This is a genomic window from Mesorhizobium sp. B2-9-1, assembly GCF_006439455.1.
GTDB lineage: Bacteria > Pseudomonadota > Alphaproteobacteria > Rhizobiales > Rhizobiaceae > Mesorhizobium.
Map to the genome: position 1 here is coordinate 26,019 of NZ_VFTP01000002.1, position 15,314 is coordinate 41,332.

The 15,314-nt window shown below is 64.4% G+C and carries 14 protein-coding genes; 4 read left to right on the forward strand and 10 right to left on the reverse strand.

From position 1 onward, the window contains the following. Nucleotides 1–48 precede the first annotated feature (48 nt). The 3 genes from FJW05_RS04395 to FJW05_RS04405 are packed head-to-tail and all read left to right on the forward strand — an operon-like array spanning nt 49 to nt 3,814. On the forward strand, nt 49–1,527 hold the full coding sequence (locus tag FJW05_RS04395) for a mannitol dehydrogenase family protein (protein ID WP_140628327.1): 1,479 nt from the start codon (nt 49–51) through the stop codon (nt 1,525–1,527). A 20-nt stretch (nt 1,528–1,547) separates the two neighbouring features. Further along, entirely contained in the window at nt 1,548–2,231 is a 684-nt protein-coding gene (locus tag FJW05_RS04400) for an HAD family hydrolase (RefSeq protein ID WP_140628330.1), read from the forward strand. Further along, a complete protein-coding gene (locus FJW05_RS04405) occupies nt 2,228–3,814 on the forward strand; it encodes an FGGY-family carbohydrate kinase (protein WP_140628333.1) in 1,587 nt (528 codons plus the stop codon). Before FJW05_RS04400 ends, FJW05_RS04405 begins: the two co-directional genes overlap by 4 nt. A gap of 15 nt (nt 3,815–3,829) precedes the next feature. Here FJW05_RS04405 and ugpC read toward each other — a convergent pair whose 3' ends face one another. The 6 genes from ugpC to FJW05_RS04435 form a co-directional block, all read right to left on the reverse strand. Continuing rightward, nucleotides 3,830–4,915, reverse strand: a complete 1,086-nt coding sequence (ugpC, locus tag FJW05_RS04410; protein WP_140628336.1) for a sn-glycerol-3-phosphate ABC transporter ATP-binding protein UgpC — start codon at nt 4,913–4,915, stop codon at nt 3,830–3,832. A gap of 2 nt (nt 4,916–4,917) precedes the next feature. Then, on the reverse strand, nt 4,918–5,964 hold the full coding sequence (locus FJW05_RS04415) for an NAD(P)-dependent alcohol dehydrogenase (protein ID WP_140628339.1): 1,047 nt from the start codon (nt 5,962–5,964) through the stop codon (nt 4,918–4,920). A gap of 14 nt (nt 5,965–5,978) precedes the next feature. Beyond that, nucleotides 5,979–6,806, reverse strand: coding sequence for a carbohydrate ABC transporter permease (locus tag FJW05_RS04420; RefSeq protein ID WP_181164848.1), 828 nt, complete (start codon nt 6,804–6,806; stop codon nt 5,979–5,981). Further along, nucleotides 6,803–7,669 (reverse strand): sugar ABC transporter permease, encoded by an 867-nt coding sequence (locus FJW05_RS04425; RefSeq protein ID WP_140628343.1) that lies wholly within the window; start codon nt 7,667–7,669, stop codon nt 6,803–6,805. The genes FJW05_RS04420 and FJW05_RS04425 overlap by 4 nt, the downstream gene beginning before the upstream one ends. 102 nt (nt 7,670–7,771) lie before the next feature. After that, a complete protein-coding gene (locus FJW05_RS04430; RefSeq protein ID WP_140628345.1) occupies nt 7,772–9,046 on the reverse strand; it encodes an extracellular solute-binding protein in 1,275 nt (424 codons plus the stop codon). Between the two features lie 239 nt (nt 9,047–9,285). Then, complete coding sequence (locus tag FJW05_RS04435) at nt 9,286–10,203, reverse strand: AraC family transcriptional regulator (protein ID WP_140628348.1); 918 nt, start codon at nt 10,201–10,203, stop codon at nt 9,286–9,288. Nucleotides 10,204–10,440: 237 nt separating this feature from the next. On the opposite strand from FJW05_RS04435, the gene FJW05_RS04440 reads away from it, so the two are divergent. Beyond that, nucleotides 10,441–11,844 (forward strand): MATE family efflux transporter, encoded by a 1,404-nt coding sequence (locus FJW05_RS04440; protein ID WP_140628351.1) that lies wholly within the window; start codon nt 10,441–10,443, stop codon nt 11,842–11,844. A 41-nt stretch (nt 11,845–11,885) separates the two neighbouring features. On the opposite strand, the gene FJW05_RS04445 is transcribed toward FJW05_RS04440, so the two are convergent. The 4 genes from FJW05_RS04445 to speB form a co-directional block, all read right to left on the reverse strand. Beyond that, a complete protein-coding gene (locus FJW05_RS04445) occupies nt 11,886–12,533 on the reverse strand; it encodes an amino acid ABC transporter permease (RefSeq protein WP_140628354.1) in 648 nt (215 codons plus the stop codon). Continuing rightward, nucleotides 12,530–13,198 carry an amino acid ABC transporter permease gene (locus FJW05_RS04450; protein WP_140628357.1) on the reverse strand — a complete coding sequence of 223 codons (669 nt, stop codon included), beginning with the start codon at nt 13,196–13,198 and terminating at the stop codon, nt 12,530–12,532. The genes FJW05_RS04445 and FJW05_RS04450 overlap by 4 nt, the downstream gene beginning before the upstream one ends. Before the next feature lie 66 nt (nt 13,199–13,264). Next, nucleotides 13,265–14,065 (reverse strand): transporter substrate-binding domain-containing protein, encoded by an 801-nt coding sequence (locus FJW05_RS04455; RefSeq protein ID WP_140628360.1) that lies wholly within the window; start codon nt 14,063–14,065, stop codon nt 13,265–13,267. Nucleotides 14,066–14,181: 116 nt separating this feature from the next. Further along, nucleotides 14,182–15,237, reverse strand: coding sequence for an agmatinase (gene speB, locus FJW05_RS04460; RefSeq protein ID WP_140545439.1), 1,056 nt, complete (start codon nt 15,235–15,237; stop codon nt 14,182–14,184). Between the last annotated feature and the right edge of the window lie 77 nt (nt 15,238–15,314).

A 15,314-nucleotide genomic window follows, 5' to 3' on the forward strand; every position in this document is an offset into this window, starting at 1 on the left:
GAAGGAGGCGGAACAGTCGGGCTGCAGATCGGCCAAAGGGTAAATGAGATGACCGTAAGACTCTCTTCCTCGAACCTCGCCATGCTGCCGGCTAAGGTCGCCGGCCCGAAATATGACCGCTCCACCCTGAAGGCGGGCATCGTCCATTTCGGCGTCGGCAACTTCCACCGCTCGCATCAGGCGGTCTATCTCGACGACCTGTTCGGCACCGGCGAGGGCCATGACTGGGCGCTGATCGGCGCCGGCGTGTTCGAAGGCGAGAAGATCGGCCGCTCGAAGCTTGAAGAGCAGGATTGGCTGACCACGGTGGTCGAGCAGGATCAGGGTCACATGAGCGCCCGCGTCACCGGCGCCATGATCGATTTCCTGATGCCCGGCGACGCGGCTGCGACCATCGAGCGGCTTACCGATCCGGCGATCAAGATCGTGTCGCTGACCATCACCGAGGGCGGCTATTTCATCGACCCGGCTTCCGGCAAGTTCAACCCGGCCCATCCCGATATCGTCGCCGACGCACAGCCGGGCGCTGTGCCTAAGACCGTTTTCGGCATCATCCTTGCCGGGCTGTTGCGCCGGCGGGCCGACGGCGTGGTGCCGTTCACCGTCATGTCCTGCGACAACATCCCCCATAACGGCCATGTCACCTCCGACGGCGTCATCGGCCTTGCGCGGCTGATCGACGAGGACCTCGCCAAATGGGTGGAGGACAAGGTCGCCTTCCCGAATGGCATGGTCGATCGCATCACCCCGGCCACCACCGACCGCGAGCGCAAGATCCTCGCCGACGATTTCGGGCTGGAGGACAATTGGCCGGTGTTCTGCGAGCCGTTCAAGCAATGGGTGCTGGAGGACCGTTTCACCGCCGGCCGCCCAGCGTTGGAAAAGGTCGGCGTGCAATTCGTCAAGGACGTCTCGCCTTACGAGCTGATGAAGATACGCATCCTCAATGGCGGTCACGCCACGATCGCTTATCCGGCCGGGCTGATGGACATCCATTTCGTGCATGAAGCCATGCAGGAGCCGCTGGTGCGCGCCTTCCTGTCGAAGCTCGAGCATGACGAGATCATCCCGACCGTGCCGCCGGTGCCGGATACGGATCTGGAGGACTACTATCAGCTCATCGAGCGGCGCTTCTCCAATCCCAAGATCGGCGACACCATCCGCCGGCTTTGCCTCGACGGCTCCAACCGTCAGCCGAAATTCATTATCCCGACGATCGCCGACCGGCTGAAGACGGGCGACGGCGCCGCCGGCCTCGCGCTGGAATCGGCCCTGTGGTGCCGCTATTGCTTCGGCACCACCGACAGCGGCGCCGTTATCGAGCCGAACGACCCGAGCTGGGACCGCATGCAGGCGACCGCGAAGGCGGCCAAGGACGATCCGAAGGCCTGGCTGGCGATGGAGGACATCTATGGCGATGTCGGCCGCTCGTCCGTCTTCGCCGAGGCCTTCGCCCACGCCTTGAGGGTCCTGTGGGCGCACGGCGCGCGCGAAACCCTGACGCGTTACCTCGCCGGCAAGCTCTGAAAGCGCCGGACGCAGCAGCCATGACGCCGGAACTGGTCATCTTCGACTGTGACGGCGTGCTGGTCGACAGCGAGGCGCTTTCCGTCTCGGCGCTGCTCGGCATGATCGAGCTGGCCGGCGGCACGGTCAGCGAGGACGCCGCCTACGAGCATTTCCTGGGCAAGAGCATGAAGAGCGTACGCGAGATCCTCGGCCGCGATTTCGGGCTCGAGATCAGCGACCGGCATCTGACCGCCATGCGCGTCGACCTGATGCGCAAATTCCGCGAGGAGTTGAAGCCGATTCCCGGCGTCAAGGAACTGCTGCCGAAGCTCGGCCGGCCCTTCTGCGTCGCCTCGTCCGGCACGCTGGAGCGCATCCGCTATGCGCTCGACGTCACCGGCCTGCTTCCGCTACTGGAGCCGCATCTGTTCAGCGCCAGCATGGTCGAACGCGGCAAGCCGGCGCCCGACCTCTTCCTCCACGCCGCCTCCAGCATGCGGGCGCATCCGCGCGAGTGCCTGGTCATCGAGGACAGCCCCGCCGGCGTCGCCGCCGCCCGCGCGGCGGGGATGCGCGTGTTTGCCTTCACCGGCGGCTCGCATGCTTCCAACCCCGCCCTCAAGGCGCGGCTTGCGTCGACGGAACCGGACTTTATATTCGCTGACATGCTGCAATTGCCCGATTTGATTGCAGGCCTGGGAGCGAGAGAAAAAGCATCTTGATCAAGAGTTTCGTTTGCGCGGTCGATGTCGGCACCGGGAGCGCCCGCGCGGGCATTCTCGACGCGCGCGGCAACCTGCTCGGCCGCGCCGATCATCCGATCGCCATGCATCAGCCCAAGCCCGATCACGCCGAGCATGATTCGGAAGATATCTGGTCGGCGGTGTGCAAATCCGTGCGGTCCGCGCTCCAAAAATCCGGCGTCGCCGCCGGCGATATCGCCGGAATCTCTTTCGACGCGACCTGCTCGCTGGTCGCGCGCGACAGGCAAGGCGGCCAGCTCAGCGTCTCGGTCACCGGCGAGAAGCGCTGGGACACGATGGTCTGGCTCGATCACCGCGCCATCGCCGAGGCCGATGAATGCACCGCAAGCGGTCACGCCGTGCTCGATTATATCGGCGGCGTGATGTCGCCGGAGATGGAAACGCCGAAGCTGATGTGGCTGAAGCGTCATCTGCCGAGGACATGGAATGAAGCCGGCTATCTATTCGACCTTGCCGATTTCCTGACCTGGAAGGCATCCGGCTCGCTCGCCCGCTCGCAATGCACGCTGACGGCGAAATGGACCTATCTCGCGCATGAGGAAAAAAGCTGGCGGCGTGATTTCTTCGAGTTGGTCGGCCTCGACGATCTTTTCGAGCATGGCAATCTGCCGGAAAAAGCAAGCCCGGTCGGCGCCGATATCGGTCCGCTGACGACGAAGGCCGCCGCCGAGCTCGGCCTGACCGAAAAATGCCGGGTGGGGGCCGGCGTCATCGATGCCTATGCCGGCGCGCTCGGCGTTTTGGGCGGTTTTGCCGGCGACGAGAGGAACATCAGCCGGCATCTGGCGCTGATTGCCGGCACATCGTCCTGCGTCATGGCCATGTCGCCCGACCCGCAGCCCTTTGCCGGCGTCTGGGGCCCCTATTTCGGCGCCGCATTGCCGACGCTGTGGCTGTCTGAAGGCGGCCAGTCGGCCACCGGCGCGTTGCTCGACCACATCATCCGCTGGCATGGCGCCGGCGGCGAGCCGGACGCGGCCATGCATACGAAGATCGCTCGGCGCGTCGCCGAGCTGCGCGCCGAAGATGGCGATGCGCTGGCGGCAAGACTGCACGTGCTGCCGGATTTCCACGGCAACCGTTCGCCGCTCGCCGACCCGCACGCCGTCGGCGTCATCAGCGGCCTGACGCTCGACTCCTCCTTCGACAGCCTGTGCAAGCTCTACTGGCGCACCGCCGTCGGCATTGCGCTCGGCGTGCGCCATGTGCTCGAGGCGCTGAACGAGAACGGCTACCTGATCGACACGCTGCATGTCACCGGCGGCCACACCAAGAACCCGCTTTTGATGGAGCTCTACGCCGATGCCACCGGCTGCACCGTGGTCGAGCCGCTGGCCGACGAGGCGGTGCTGCTCGGTACCGGCATGGTGGCGGCGACCGCCGCCGGACTCTATCGCGACCTCAACGCGGCCTGCGTAGCCATGCAGCAAGGCGGCAAGATCCGCGCGCCCAACAAGCAAGCCGGCGCCCGCTTCGACCGCGACTACCGGATCTTCCTCGAAATGCATCGCCAGCGGCAGGCGCTCGACGCGATCCGCTGACGCTGGAACATCGCCCTACTGCTTGCGCAACGACGCGCCCGACGTCGCGTCGAACAGGTGAATGCTTTCCTCGTCGAAGCTGTAGCGCACCGGCGCGCGCAACTCCGGGCATTCGCGCGCCGGCACCAGCGCGCTGATCTCCTTGCCGCCGGAGCCGAAGGTCACCAGCGCGTCATTGCCGTGGAATTCGATGAGATCGGCGGTGCCTTGCAGCAGGTTTGCTGCGCCGGCTTGCGCCGTCTTCAGATCTGGAGGCCGGATGCCGAGCATCACGCGATCGCCATGCCGTAGGTTGAAGTCGCCGCCCTGCAGCGACAGCACTGTCCCCGCGCCGGTCAGCGTCCAGCCATCCTTGCCCTTGCCGACCGTCACCTCGATGAAATTCATGTTCGGCGTTCCGATGAAGCCGGCCACGAACAGATTGCCCGGGCGGCGATAGATCTCCGCCGGCGAGCCGATCTGCTCGATCACGCCGTCCTTCAGAAGCACGATGCGGTCGGCCAGCGTCATCGCCTCGAGCTGGTCGTGCGTGACATAGACGGTGGTGGTCTTCAGCGATTGGTGCAGCCTGGCGATCTCGACGCGCATATGGTTGCGCAGCTTGGCATCGAGATTGGAGAGCGGCTCGTCGAACAGGAACACTTTCGGCGTCTTGATCATGGCGCGCGCGATCGCCACGCGCTGCTGCTGGCCGCCGGAAAGCTCGGTCGGCTTGCGGCCGAGATAGGGTTCCAGCCCAAGTGTCCTGGAAACTGCCTCGACCCGCTTCTTGATCTCGGCCGCCGGTACCTTCTGCCGCTTCAGTCCGAATGCGACGTTGTCGAAGATGGTCATATGCGGATAGAGCGCATAGTTCTGGAACACCATGGCGATGCCGCGGTCGCCGGGCTCGAGATCGTTCACCACCTTGCCGCCGATCGACACCTCGCCGCCGCTGATGTCCTCCAGCCCGGCCAGCATCCGAAGAAGCGTGGACTTGCCGCAGCCGGACGGACCGAGGAACACGACGAACTCATGCTCTTCGATCGCGAGGTTGAGGTCGCGGATGACGGTCGTGGCGCCATAGGCCTTGTCGACATGGGAGCAAACGATCGCGGACATCCTTATCCCTTCTCGCCGGTCAGCAGGATCTGCAGCTTGACGTCCTGCGGCCTGCCTTGCGCTGCGCGCTCGAACGCCTTGATGCTCTCGGAGAAATCATAGGTGCCGGTGATCAGCGGCTTGAGGTCGACCTTGCCGGAGGCGATGAGCTGCAAAGCGCGGTCGAAGATGTTGGCATAGCGGAACACGGTCTCGATGCGCACTTCCTTGGAAATCGCCGCCGGCACGTTGAGCTCGACAGTCTCCACCGGCAGCCCGACCAACACCACCGCGCCGCCCGGCCGCACCACGTCGAACAGGTTGGCGAAGGCCTTCGGGCTGCCGCTCGCCTCGAACACGATGTCGGCGCCCCAATTGTCGGTCGCCGCCCGCACCGCATCGACCAGCGACTGCTCGCCGATATTGACCGACACGATGCCGGGATACTGGGCGGCGATCTCCAGCTTCGGCGCCGAGAAGTCCGAGATCAGCACTTTTGCGCAGCCGCCCGCCAGCGCGGCGAGCGCGATCATGATGCCGATCGGGCCGCAGCCGACGACGACGGCGACATCGCCGGGCACGATGCGGGCGCGCGCCGCCGCCTGCATGCCGATGGCAAAGGGCTCGACCATCGCGCCCTCGGCGAAGGAGACATTATCCGGCAGCTTGTAGGTGAAGGCCGCCGGATGGACGGCGTAGGGCGCGAGCACGCCATGCACCGGCGGCGTTGCCCAGAAGCGGACGTCCGGGTCGACATTGTAGATGCCGAGCTTCGTCGCGCGCGACGAAAGGTTCGGCACGCCTGGCTCCATGCAGACGCGGTCGCCGACCTTCAGGTTCGTGACATTGGCGCCGACCTCAACGATCGTGCCTGACGCTTCATGGCCGAGCACCATGGGCTCGCGAACTATGTAGCTGCCGATGGCGCCGTGCGTGTAGTAATGCACGTCGCTGCCGCAGACGCCGACCGTGTGGATGGCGATCCTGACGTCGTCCGGTCCGACGTCTTGCGGCAGCGCGATCTCGCGCAGCGACAGTTCGCCTTTTTTCTCAAGCACCAGTGCCCGCATCGGGTATCCTCGCATCAACTTTTCTTTTGCCGGAAAACGGAATTCAGGAAGCCGCTCAAAACGCCGAGGAACAAAAGCGGCGGCAGCGACAGAAGCACGACCGAGGCATTGAGAATCCCCCACGGCACGTTCATGCCTTGCTGGGAGAGCTCGGAAGCCACGATCGGCAGCGTCTTGGCGTTGGAGCTCGACAGCATCAGCGCGATCAGGAACTCGTTCCAGACCAGCACGAAGCTGAAGGCGATGGCGCCGATCAGCGAGCGCGCCGCGACGGGAAGCGCGATCCGCCAGAACACGGCATAAGCGCCGTAACCGTCGACGAAGGCGGCTTCCTCGATCTCCTTAGGCACGCCCTGGAAGGCAGGAATCGCGAGCCACATGATCACCGATATGGTGAGCAGCGAATAGGTGACGATCAGCGCCGGCAAAGTGTCGTAGAGGCCAACCTGCAGCCAGATCACCATCAGCGGGATCGCCACCGCCACCGGCGGCAGGAAACGCAGCGACAGGACGAAGAACTGGATGTCGCCGGCGAAGCGGTTGGGATAGCGCGCCACCGCATAGGCCGCCGGCAAGCCGAGCACGACGCCGATCAGCACCGCCGAACCGCAGGCGACGACCGAGTTGTAGAGCCCGGTCAGCACGCTGTCGCGGCCGAGGATGTAGCTTATGTTGGCGAGCGTCGGCGTGAATATCACCTTCGGCACGCGCGTGATGATGTCGACATTGTTCTTCAGCGCGTTGAGCGCCGTCCACAGAAGCGGGAACACGGCCAGGAACCCGGCCAGCGCCAGGATGGCCTTGGCGACCAGGCGGCCCGGTCTTGTCGGATATGGCTTCATGCCTGCACCCGCTTCCACAGCATGGTGAAGGTGATGACCGTCGCGATCATCATCAGCACCGCCATGGCCGATGCGTAGGAGACCTTGCCGGACTCGATGAAGCCTTGCGAGAAGGCGTACATGTCGAGCGTTTCGGTCGCGACGCCCGGCCCGCCGCGCGTCATCACATAGATCAGGTCGAAGGAGCGCAGCGACTCGATCATCTTGACGAACATCAGGCTGATCAGCGGCGCTTTCAGCATCGGCAAGGTGACATAGGCGTGGATCTGCCAACGCTTGGCGTGGTCGAGCCTGGCCGCCTCGATCGGCTGCGGCGGCAAGGTTTTAAGCAGCTTCAGCACGATGACGGCGAAGAACAGCCCCCATTGCCAGACGTCCACCGAAGCGACGGCGAACAATGCGGTGGCGGGCTTCGACAGCGGATCGAAGATCAGCCCGCCGGTGATCAGCCGGTAGGGATAGGTGGCGATACCGTAGAGCGGATGATAGGCGAACTTCCATACGAAGGCGGCCGAGACGCGCGGCAAAAGCACCGGGATGATGAACAAAAGGCAATAGAAATTGCGCAGGCGCGGGCCGGCGACCTCGAACATCAGCACGCCCAGTCCAATCGCCACCACCATTGTCGCCACCACGGTGACGACCTCCCATTTCACCGAAACCCAGACGGCGTTGAGGAAGCGGCGGTCGAGGAAGAGATCGGCGAAGTTCGAGAACCACACCCAGGAGTAACCGGTCGTGCTCAGCTCGCGGTTCTGCAAGGCGATGACGATGGCATAGAGCGTCGGCACCATCGACAGCACCAGAAGGATGGCGAGGGTAGGAACCAGAAATGTGACCGGCAGGGAAGAACGTCGGCGCATTGCCTGTCCTCGGATTTTTACTGCTGTGTGGTGAAGGTCCCGCGGCGCGCAGGTTCCGGCATTCGGACGAATGCCGAGAACCGCGCGCCGCGAGCGGGAGGATTACTTCTTCTTCACCAGCTCGTTGGCATAGGCCTCGAGCTCGTTGAGGCCGCCCTTGATGTCGGTGCGGGTGCCGGTGACCAGTTCCTCGAGGATGATACCCCAGCGGTCGCCGAGATCCGGCCAGCGCGGATCCTGCCAGAAGTTCACCGCCGTCACCTTGCCGGTGTCGGCCAGCGCCTTGCCGAGGTCGGCGCCGTAGATGTCGGCGAATTCCTTGCTGGAGAGGACGCTGGTGCGGTTGAGCTCGCCGAACTGATGCGCATCGAGCCGGCGCTTCTCATTCTCCTTCGAGGTCGCCCAGGCGATGAACAGGCCGGCGCATTTCTTCGCGGCGTCATCCGCATTGGCCTTGGTGCCGATGGCAAGGCCATGCCCGTAGCCGCCGCCCGGCAGCGGCGAGGGCGGCGGCAGGAAGCCGACCTCGCCGACCACCTGCGAGGTCTTCGGGTCCACCGCCATGCCCGACAGCGGCGTCGATTCGACGAGGATGGCGACCTGGCCGGAGAGGAAGGCGCCGGTCGATTCATCCCAGCTGCCGGTCTGCGTGCCGGGGGCCGAGTCCTTGAACAGCTTGAGATAGGTTTCCGTCGCCTTCACTGCGGCGTCCGAATTGAAAGCCGGCTTGTCGCCGTCGAACCACTTGCCGCCATAGGCCTTGAAGAAAGGCATCCAGCGCCAGACATTGGCGCCCGAGCCGCGCGCGCCGCGCAGCGCGATGCCGTACACGCCCTTGTCGGCATTGGTCAGCTTCGGCACGTCGGCGATCAGCTCGTCCAGCGTCTTGGGCGGCTGGATGCCGGCGGCCTCGAGCACGTCCTTGCGGTAGACCATCAGGTCGCCGCCGCCGGTCAACGGCGCGAACCAGACCTTGCCGTCATAGGTGGCGACCTTCTGGCGGCCCGGATCGAAATCGGCGAAATCGTATTCAGCCGGATAATAATCGGTCAGCGGCGCGATCCAGCCCGAGGAGGCGAACAGCGCGACGTTGGCCTCGTCGACATAATAGACATTGTAGTTGCCGACGGTCGAGGCGTCCGCGCGCGACTTGGCGCGGCGGTCGTTCTCGTTGAGGTAGTCGATCTGGAACGAGGCGCCGGACAGCTTCTTGAACTCGTCCTTGGAGTCCTCCAGAAGCGTCAGCCCGTCGCGTGGCTGCGCCAGCACCTTGACCGGCGCCGAGCAGACCGGCGCTTGCGCCAGTGCTGCGGTTGAAACGGAAGCGGTAAGCACGAAAGCTGCACCGAGGCTGGCAGCGAGCCGGTTTGATTTCATTGGTTTTCTCCTCCAGGAACACTCGCGAAAGCGGCAGGTCCTCGGACCAAGCGACCCTCACCGTCGCCCGGTCGACCTTCCACCCGCCGCCAAAATGAGCAGTTGGAAAGGTAGAGACTAGAAGCCCCGTTGCAGCAGACCTGTAGTTTTATGCATTGTGCGGCGCAAAAAACGGCGCCGTCAGAGTCTGCCCGTCACACGAGTATCAGCTCCATCAAGCGCAGCCGCTTCCGGCTCGATCAGGCCCGCAGCGTCAGCCGCTGCCGCGACAGCTTGCGGTAGGATGACGGCGTCATCTTGTGCTTGCGCAGGAAGGCGCGGTTGAAGTTCGAGATGTTCATATAGCCGACCTGGAAGCAGATGTCGGTGATCGGGATATCGGTGTCGGCGAGAAGCTTGCAGGCCTGCCACAGTCTCAGCTTGGCGACATGGTCGCTGAACGAGTTGCCGGTGTTCTTCTGGAAAAAGCGCGAGAAAGTGCTTTCGCTCATCCCGGCCAACGCCGCCACCTCCGGCAGCTTCAGATCCTCGGCAAAGTGCTGGAAAAGATAGGTCAGCGAGCGCTGGATAATATCCAGCGATTCCGCGTCGAGAAGCGGGGAAAAATCCGGAGACGACAAAAGCTCGTATTCCTGGGTGGTGGCCAGAAGGTCCAGCAATTCGAGGAACATGCGCAATCTCGCCAGTCCATGCACCTCCCCCATGCGTTCCATCAGCTCGGCGCCGTCGAGCGCCGTCTGGCCATGAAAGACCATGCCGCGCAGCGAGCGTTCCAGGAACGGCTCCAGCTCGCGCAGCTCCGGCAGCAGCCCCGACGAGCCGCGCAGCCGCTCGGCATCGAATTGCAGCACGATATCGCGGCCTTCGATCAGCTCGCCGGGCTGCACCGCCGTCACCCAGTCATGCGGCAGCCCGCCGCCGACGATGGTCAGATAGCCCGGCCCGAACTCGCCGATATGGTCGCCGACCAGCACGACGCCTGACGATTTCCGCAAGAGATGGATTTCGTATTCGGGATGGAAGTTCCAGACATTGCGCTCCCACGGATAATCGTCCAGCCGCCACAGGAAACTGTCGCTGGCCTCGGTCACGATGTGCTCGAAGGCAGGCGCCGTGCGCGGGATCGCGGCTGTGTTCTTTCTGCGCCTGAACGGCATTCGTTCCTCCCGGCATGGCGGCCGGCTGCACATGCCAAGGGCATCCCTAGCAGCCCCCGGCCGGCAAATGAAAGAGGCGTCGCGGAATCCCGGATCCGCCTGGATCAATCGCTAGCTGCGCCTCGTCCCTTGCCAACATGTCGCATTTCGTTCACAAGGCGACGCAAATGGCGCCATTTTGCGCCGTGCGGCTTCCGGCCCTTTGGCCGACGCGCCGTGTTCTGAAAGAGCGGAACAATGTCTGCGATCGAAGCCGGCGCTCGCGCGCCGGAAAACCTTTGGCGTCAGGAAATCATGGCGACGATCGGGCTCGCCTGGCCGATGGTGCTGACCAATCTCGGCCAGACCGCCATGACCGCGACCGACGTCATGATGATGGGCCGCCTCGGGCCCGACACGCTCGCCGCCGGCGCGCTCGGCTCCAACCTCTATTTCATGCCGCTGATCTTCGGCCTCGGCCTGATGCTGGCCACCTCGCCGATGATGGCGACCGAGCTCGGCCGTCGCCGCCATTCGGTGCGCGACCTGCGCCGCACCGTGCGCCAGGGCCTGTGGCTGGCGATCCTCATCTCGATCCCGATCTGGATTTTTCTCTGGCATGGCGAAGCGGTGCTTTTGGCAATGGGCCAGAAGCCGGAGCTCGCACATCAGGCGGGCGTCTACCTGCGCTGGCTCCAATGGGCGGTGCTGCCCTTCTATTTCTATATCGTGCTGCGCTCCTTCATCTCGGCGCTGGAGCGGCCGGGCTGGGCGCTGATCATCGTTTTCGTCGCGGTCGCCTGCAACGCCTTCTTCAACTGGGTGTTCATGTTCGGCAATCTCGGCGTCAAGTCGATGGGCATTGCCGGCTCCGGCCTCGCCACCACTCTGTCCAGCATGCTGATGTTCGCCGGCCTGGCGGCGGTGGTGATCAGGGAGAAGAAGTTCCGCCGCTACCGTTTGTTCGGCCGCTTCTGGCGCTCCGACTGGCCGCGCTTCCGCGGCCTGCTCAGGCTCGGCCTGCCGATCGCCGGCATCCTCGCCTTCGAGGTGACGATCTTCAATGCGGCGGCCCTGCTCATGGGCCTGATCGATGCGGATTCGCTGGCCGCCCATGCGATTGCCATCCAGATCGCCTCGATCTCGTTCATGGTGCCGCTCGGCCTCAACCAGGCGGTGACCGTGCGGGTCGGCCTAGCGCATGGCGCCGGCAATCCGGAAGGCGTTTCGCGCGCCGGCTGGACCGCCTTCGTCATCGGCGTCTCGTTCATGGCGCTGATGGGCCTGGTGATGATCCTGTGGCCGCATGCGCTGATCAGCGCCTTCATCGATCTCACCGATCCCAAGAACGCCAGAGTGATCACGCTTGCCGTGTCGTTCCTGGTGTTTGCAGCGCTGTTCCAGATTTTCGACGGCGCCCAGGCGGTCGCGGCCGGCATGCTGCGCGGCCTGCACGACACCAAGGTGCCGATGATCTATGCTGCGATCGGCTATTGGGGCGTGGGCCTGCCGCTCGGCGTGCTGCTCGCCTTCCATTTCGGCTTCAACGGCATCGGCATCTGGATCGGCCTGGCCTCTGGGCTGGCCGTGGTGGCGGCGCTGCTCCTGGCGCGCTGGCTCCGGCGCGACCGCATCGCGCCGCAGCTCGCCTTCGGGCATTGATCGACAAAGGCTGCCGGTCAAGCCGGCGGCCTTCTCGCGCCTCAGCGCGCAGGCGTCTGCTTCTCCAGCCGGCGTGCATATTGCGTCAGCGGGAAGCACATGACGAAGAAGATCAGCGCCACCAGCCCATAGACCTTGAACGGCTCGAAGGTCGCGTTGTTGATGGCGTTGGAGGTCCTGACCAGTTCCTCGAAGCCGATGATCGAGGTCAGCGCCGTCGATTTGATCAGCTGCACCAGGAAGCCGACGGTCGGCGCGCGGGTGATGGCGAAGGCCTGCGGCAGGATGATCAGCCTCAGCTCCTGCAGATAGTGCAGCCCAAGGCTGGCGCCGGCGTCCCATTGGCCGCGCGGCAGCGCGTCGACGCCGCCGCGCCAGATCTCGGCCAGATAGGCGCTGGCGAAGAAGGTGAGACCGAGCGCTGCCGCCGTCCATGGCTCGATGCGCAGCCCCAGCATCGGCAGCCCGAAGAACATCAAAAAGAGCTGCATCAAGAGCGGCGTGCCCTGGAAGAGCGCGATATAGGCCGAAGCTATCCGCTTCACCCATTTGTTCTTGGCGATGCGGAAGAACAGCACCGCCAGCCCGACCAGCGCGCCGCCGACGAAGGCGGCGAGCGACAACAGCACCGTCCAGCGCGCGGCGAGCAGCAGGTTGCGGACGATGTCCCAGAAGGTGAACTCGATCATGACACGCCCGCCCCCAGAACACGGCGGCCGCCGCCGACCAGCAGCCGGCGCAGCCCCATCGACAGGCCGAGATAGACCATCGTCACCACGAAATAGGTCTCGAAGGCGCGAAAAGTGCGCGCCTGCAGCATGTCGGCCTCGTAGGTCAATTCGCGCACCGCGATCTGCGAGACCACGGCCGATTCCAGCATCATGATGACGATCTGGCTGGTCAGCGCCGGGTAGATCACCTTCAGCGCCTGCGGCAGCACGATCTTGATGAACACCTGGCGGGGCCTGAGGCCGAGCGCCAGCGCGGCTTCCGTCTGCCCGCGCGGCACGGCGTCGAGCCCCGCGCCGACGATCTCGATCGTATAGGCCGCCATGTTGAGCGTCATCGCCAGTATCGCGGCCAGGATCGGGTCGAGCCTGACGCCTAGGCTGGGCAGCCCGAAGAAGATGAAGAACAGCTGCACCAGGAATGGCGTGTTGCGCATCACCTCGACATAGATGCCGATCGCCAGCTGAAGCGGCTTGGGGCCGTTTCTCTTGCCGGCGGCGCCCAGGATACTGAGAAAAGTTCCCGCCAGCGTGGTGACGGCGATCAAAAGCAGCGTCATCGCCGCGCCGCGCGCGATAACGCCCGCCGCACCCGCAAGCCAGCCGAAGTCCAGGCTGTAGCCCATGGCGATTGACCTTGTTGGAACAGTCGGAGCGGCTCAGCGCTTGTCGTGGCTGGGCCGCCCTCGAGATCAATCCTTGAGGTTGTCCGGATTGAGCGGCGTCTTCAGCCAGGCCTTCGAGCTCTCGTCAAGCTTGCCGTCGGCCAGCATCTTGGCGACGGCGTCGTTCACCGCCTTCTTCAGCCGGTCCTCGTTCTTGTTGAGGCCGATATGCGAGGGCGAGGTGAGCAGCTGGAATTTCTGCTCCGGCTTCAGCGCATCCTGCTTGGCCAGCACCTGGGCCCCGACATCGTTGCCGACGACCATCAGCTGGGTCTGGCCGGAGATGAAGGCCTGGATGACGGAATTGTAGTTGTCGAAGCGGCGGATGTCGGCGGAAGCCGGCGCTGCCTGGGTCAGCGAGGTGTCCTCCAGCGTGCCGCGGTTGACGGCGATCGACTTGTCGGCGAGGTCTTCCTTGCCTTTGACGGCAAGCTCGGCCGGGCCGATAACGGCGATGTAATAGGGCGCATAGGGGGCGGCGAAATCGATCACCTGCTCGCGCTCCTTGGAGTAGCCGACGCTCATCAAAATATCGACGCGCTTGTCGGTGAGATAAGGGATGCGGTTCTGGCCGGTGACGCTGACCAGGTTGAGCTTCACCTTGAGTGAATCGGCGATCGCCTGCGCGACGTCGATGTCATAGCCCTTGATGCTCATATCGGCGCTGGCCGAAGAGAACGGCGGGAAGTCCGAGAAGATGCCGACATTGATGGCGCCGGCCTTGGTGATGTCGTCGACGGCGTCGGCCTTCGCTTGCGTGGCGAGGCCGGCGGCGCCGAGCATGACGGCCGCCGTGATGGCGGATTTCAGTGCGTTGCGAAGTAACATTGTTATTCCCCTGCTGGAAGCTTGTTGTTGAAACCGGCCGCCGGCTCCAGCGCGGCGGCCGTGTTGGTAGAGCAATTCCGGAAGACGCGTTTTTTCATCTGGAATTGCGCGAGGCATTAGCCTTTCTTGATCGCCGGGCTGAACACCATCAGGCTCAGGATCTCGAACAGGACCTGGGCGCCGACATGGGCGGTGTTGGTGGTCGCGTCATATTGCGGCGCCACCTCGACCACGTCGCCGCCGACGATGTTGAGGCCCTTGAGGCCGCGCAGCAATTCGAGCACCTCGCGCGTCGTCAGCCCGCCGACTTCCGGCGTGCCGGTGCCGGGCGCGAAGGCCGGATCGATGCTGTCGACGTCGAAGGAAATGTAGGTCGGGCCGTCGCCGACGATTTTGCGCGCCTTCTCGATGATTGCCGGTATGCCGAGCCCGGTCACTTCCTCGGCATGCACGACCGTCATGCCGGACTCGTAGGTGAATTCCCACAGATATTCGGCCGAGCCGCGAATGCCGATCTGGATCGTGCGCGAGGGATCGAGCACGCCGTCCAGCACCGCGTTGCGGAACGGTCCGCCATGGTGGAACTTGGTCATGTCGAACAGCCCGCTGGTGTCGCAATGGGCGTCGATATGGATCATGCCGACCGGCGCTTTTTTGCCGACGGCCTTCAGGATCGGATGGCTGATCGAATGGTCGCCGCCGACCGAGAGCGGCAGCACGCCGGCGTCGACGATCTGGTTGGTGCGCTTTTCGATGTCCTCGTGGCTGATCTCCAGCCGATAGCGGCTGCGGAACGGCGTGTCGCCTATGTCGGCGACGCGAAGCTCATGCGTCGGTGCGCATTCCAGCACATGATTGTAGGGGCCGATGCGCTCGATGGCGCGCAGCGCGCGCGGCCCGAAGCGCGAGCCGGGACGGTTGGTGACACCGAGATCCATCGGCACGCCCATCATCGCCACCTGCAGGTCGCCGAAATCCGGATTGTCGGCCGCGATCTCGCGGTAGGGCGCGGCAAGGAAGGTCGGGATGCCGGAGTAGGGGGCGAGGCGCGTGCCCGACTTGTTGAAGATCTTGTCGGCGACCTTGCGGAATTTCGGGTCGAACATCTCGCCGCCATGGCTCTCGCCATATTTGCGGCGCAATGCTTCGAGCTTGCCGCGATCGTAACCCATGTCCGGTCCTCCTCTCTTGCCTGCCTATAGCGCTGCCCGCATGGACGATTTGCCAAGCCAGCCTGTTGTCCGGCTGG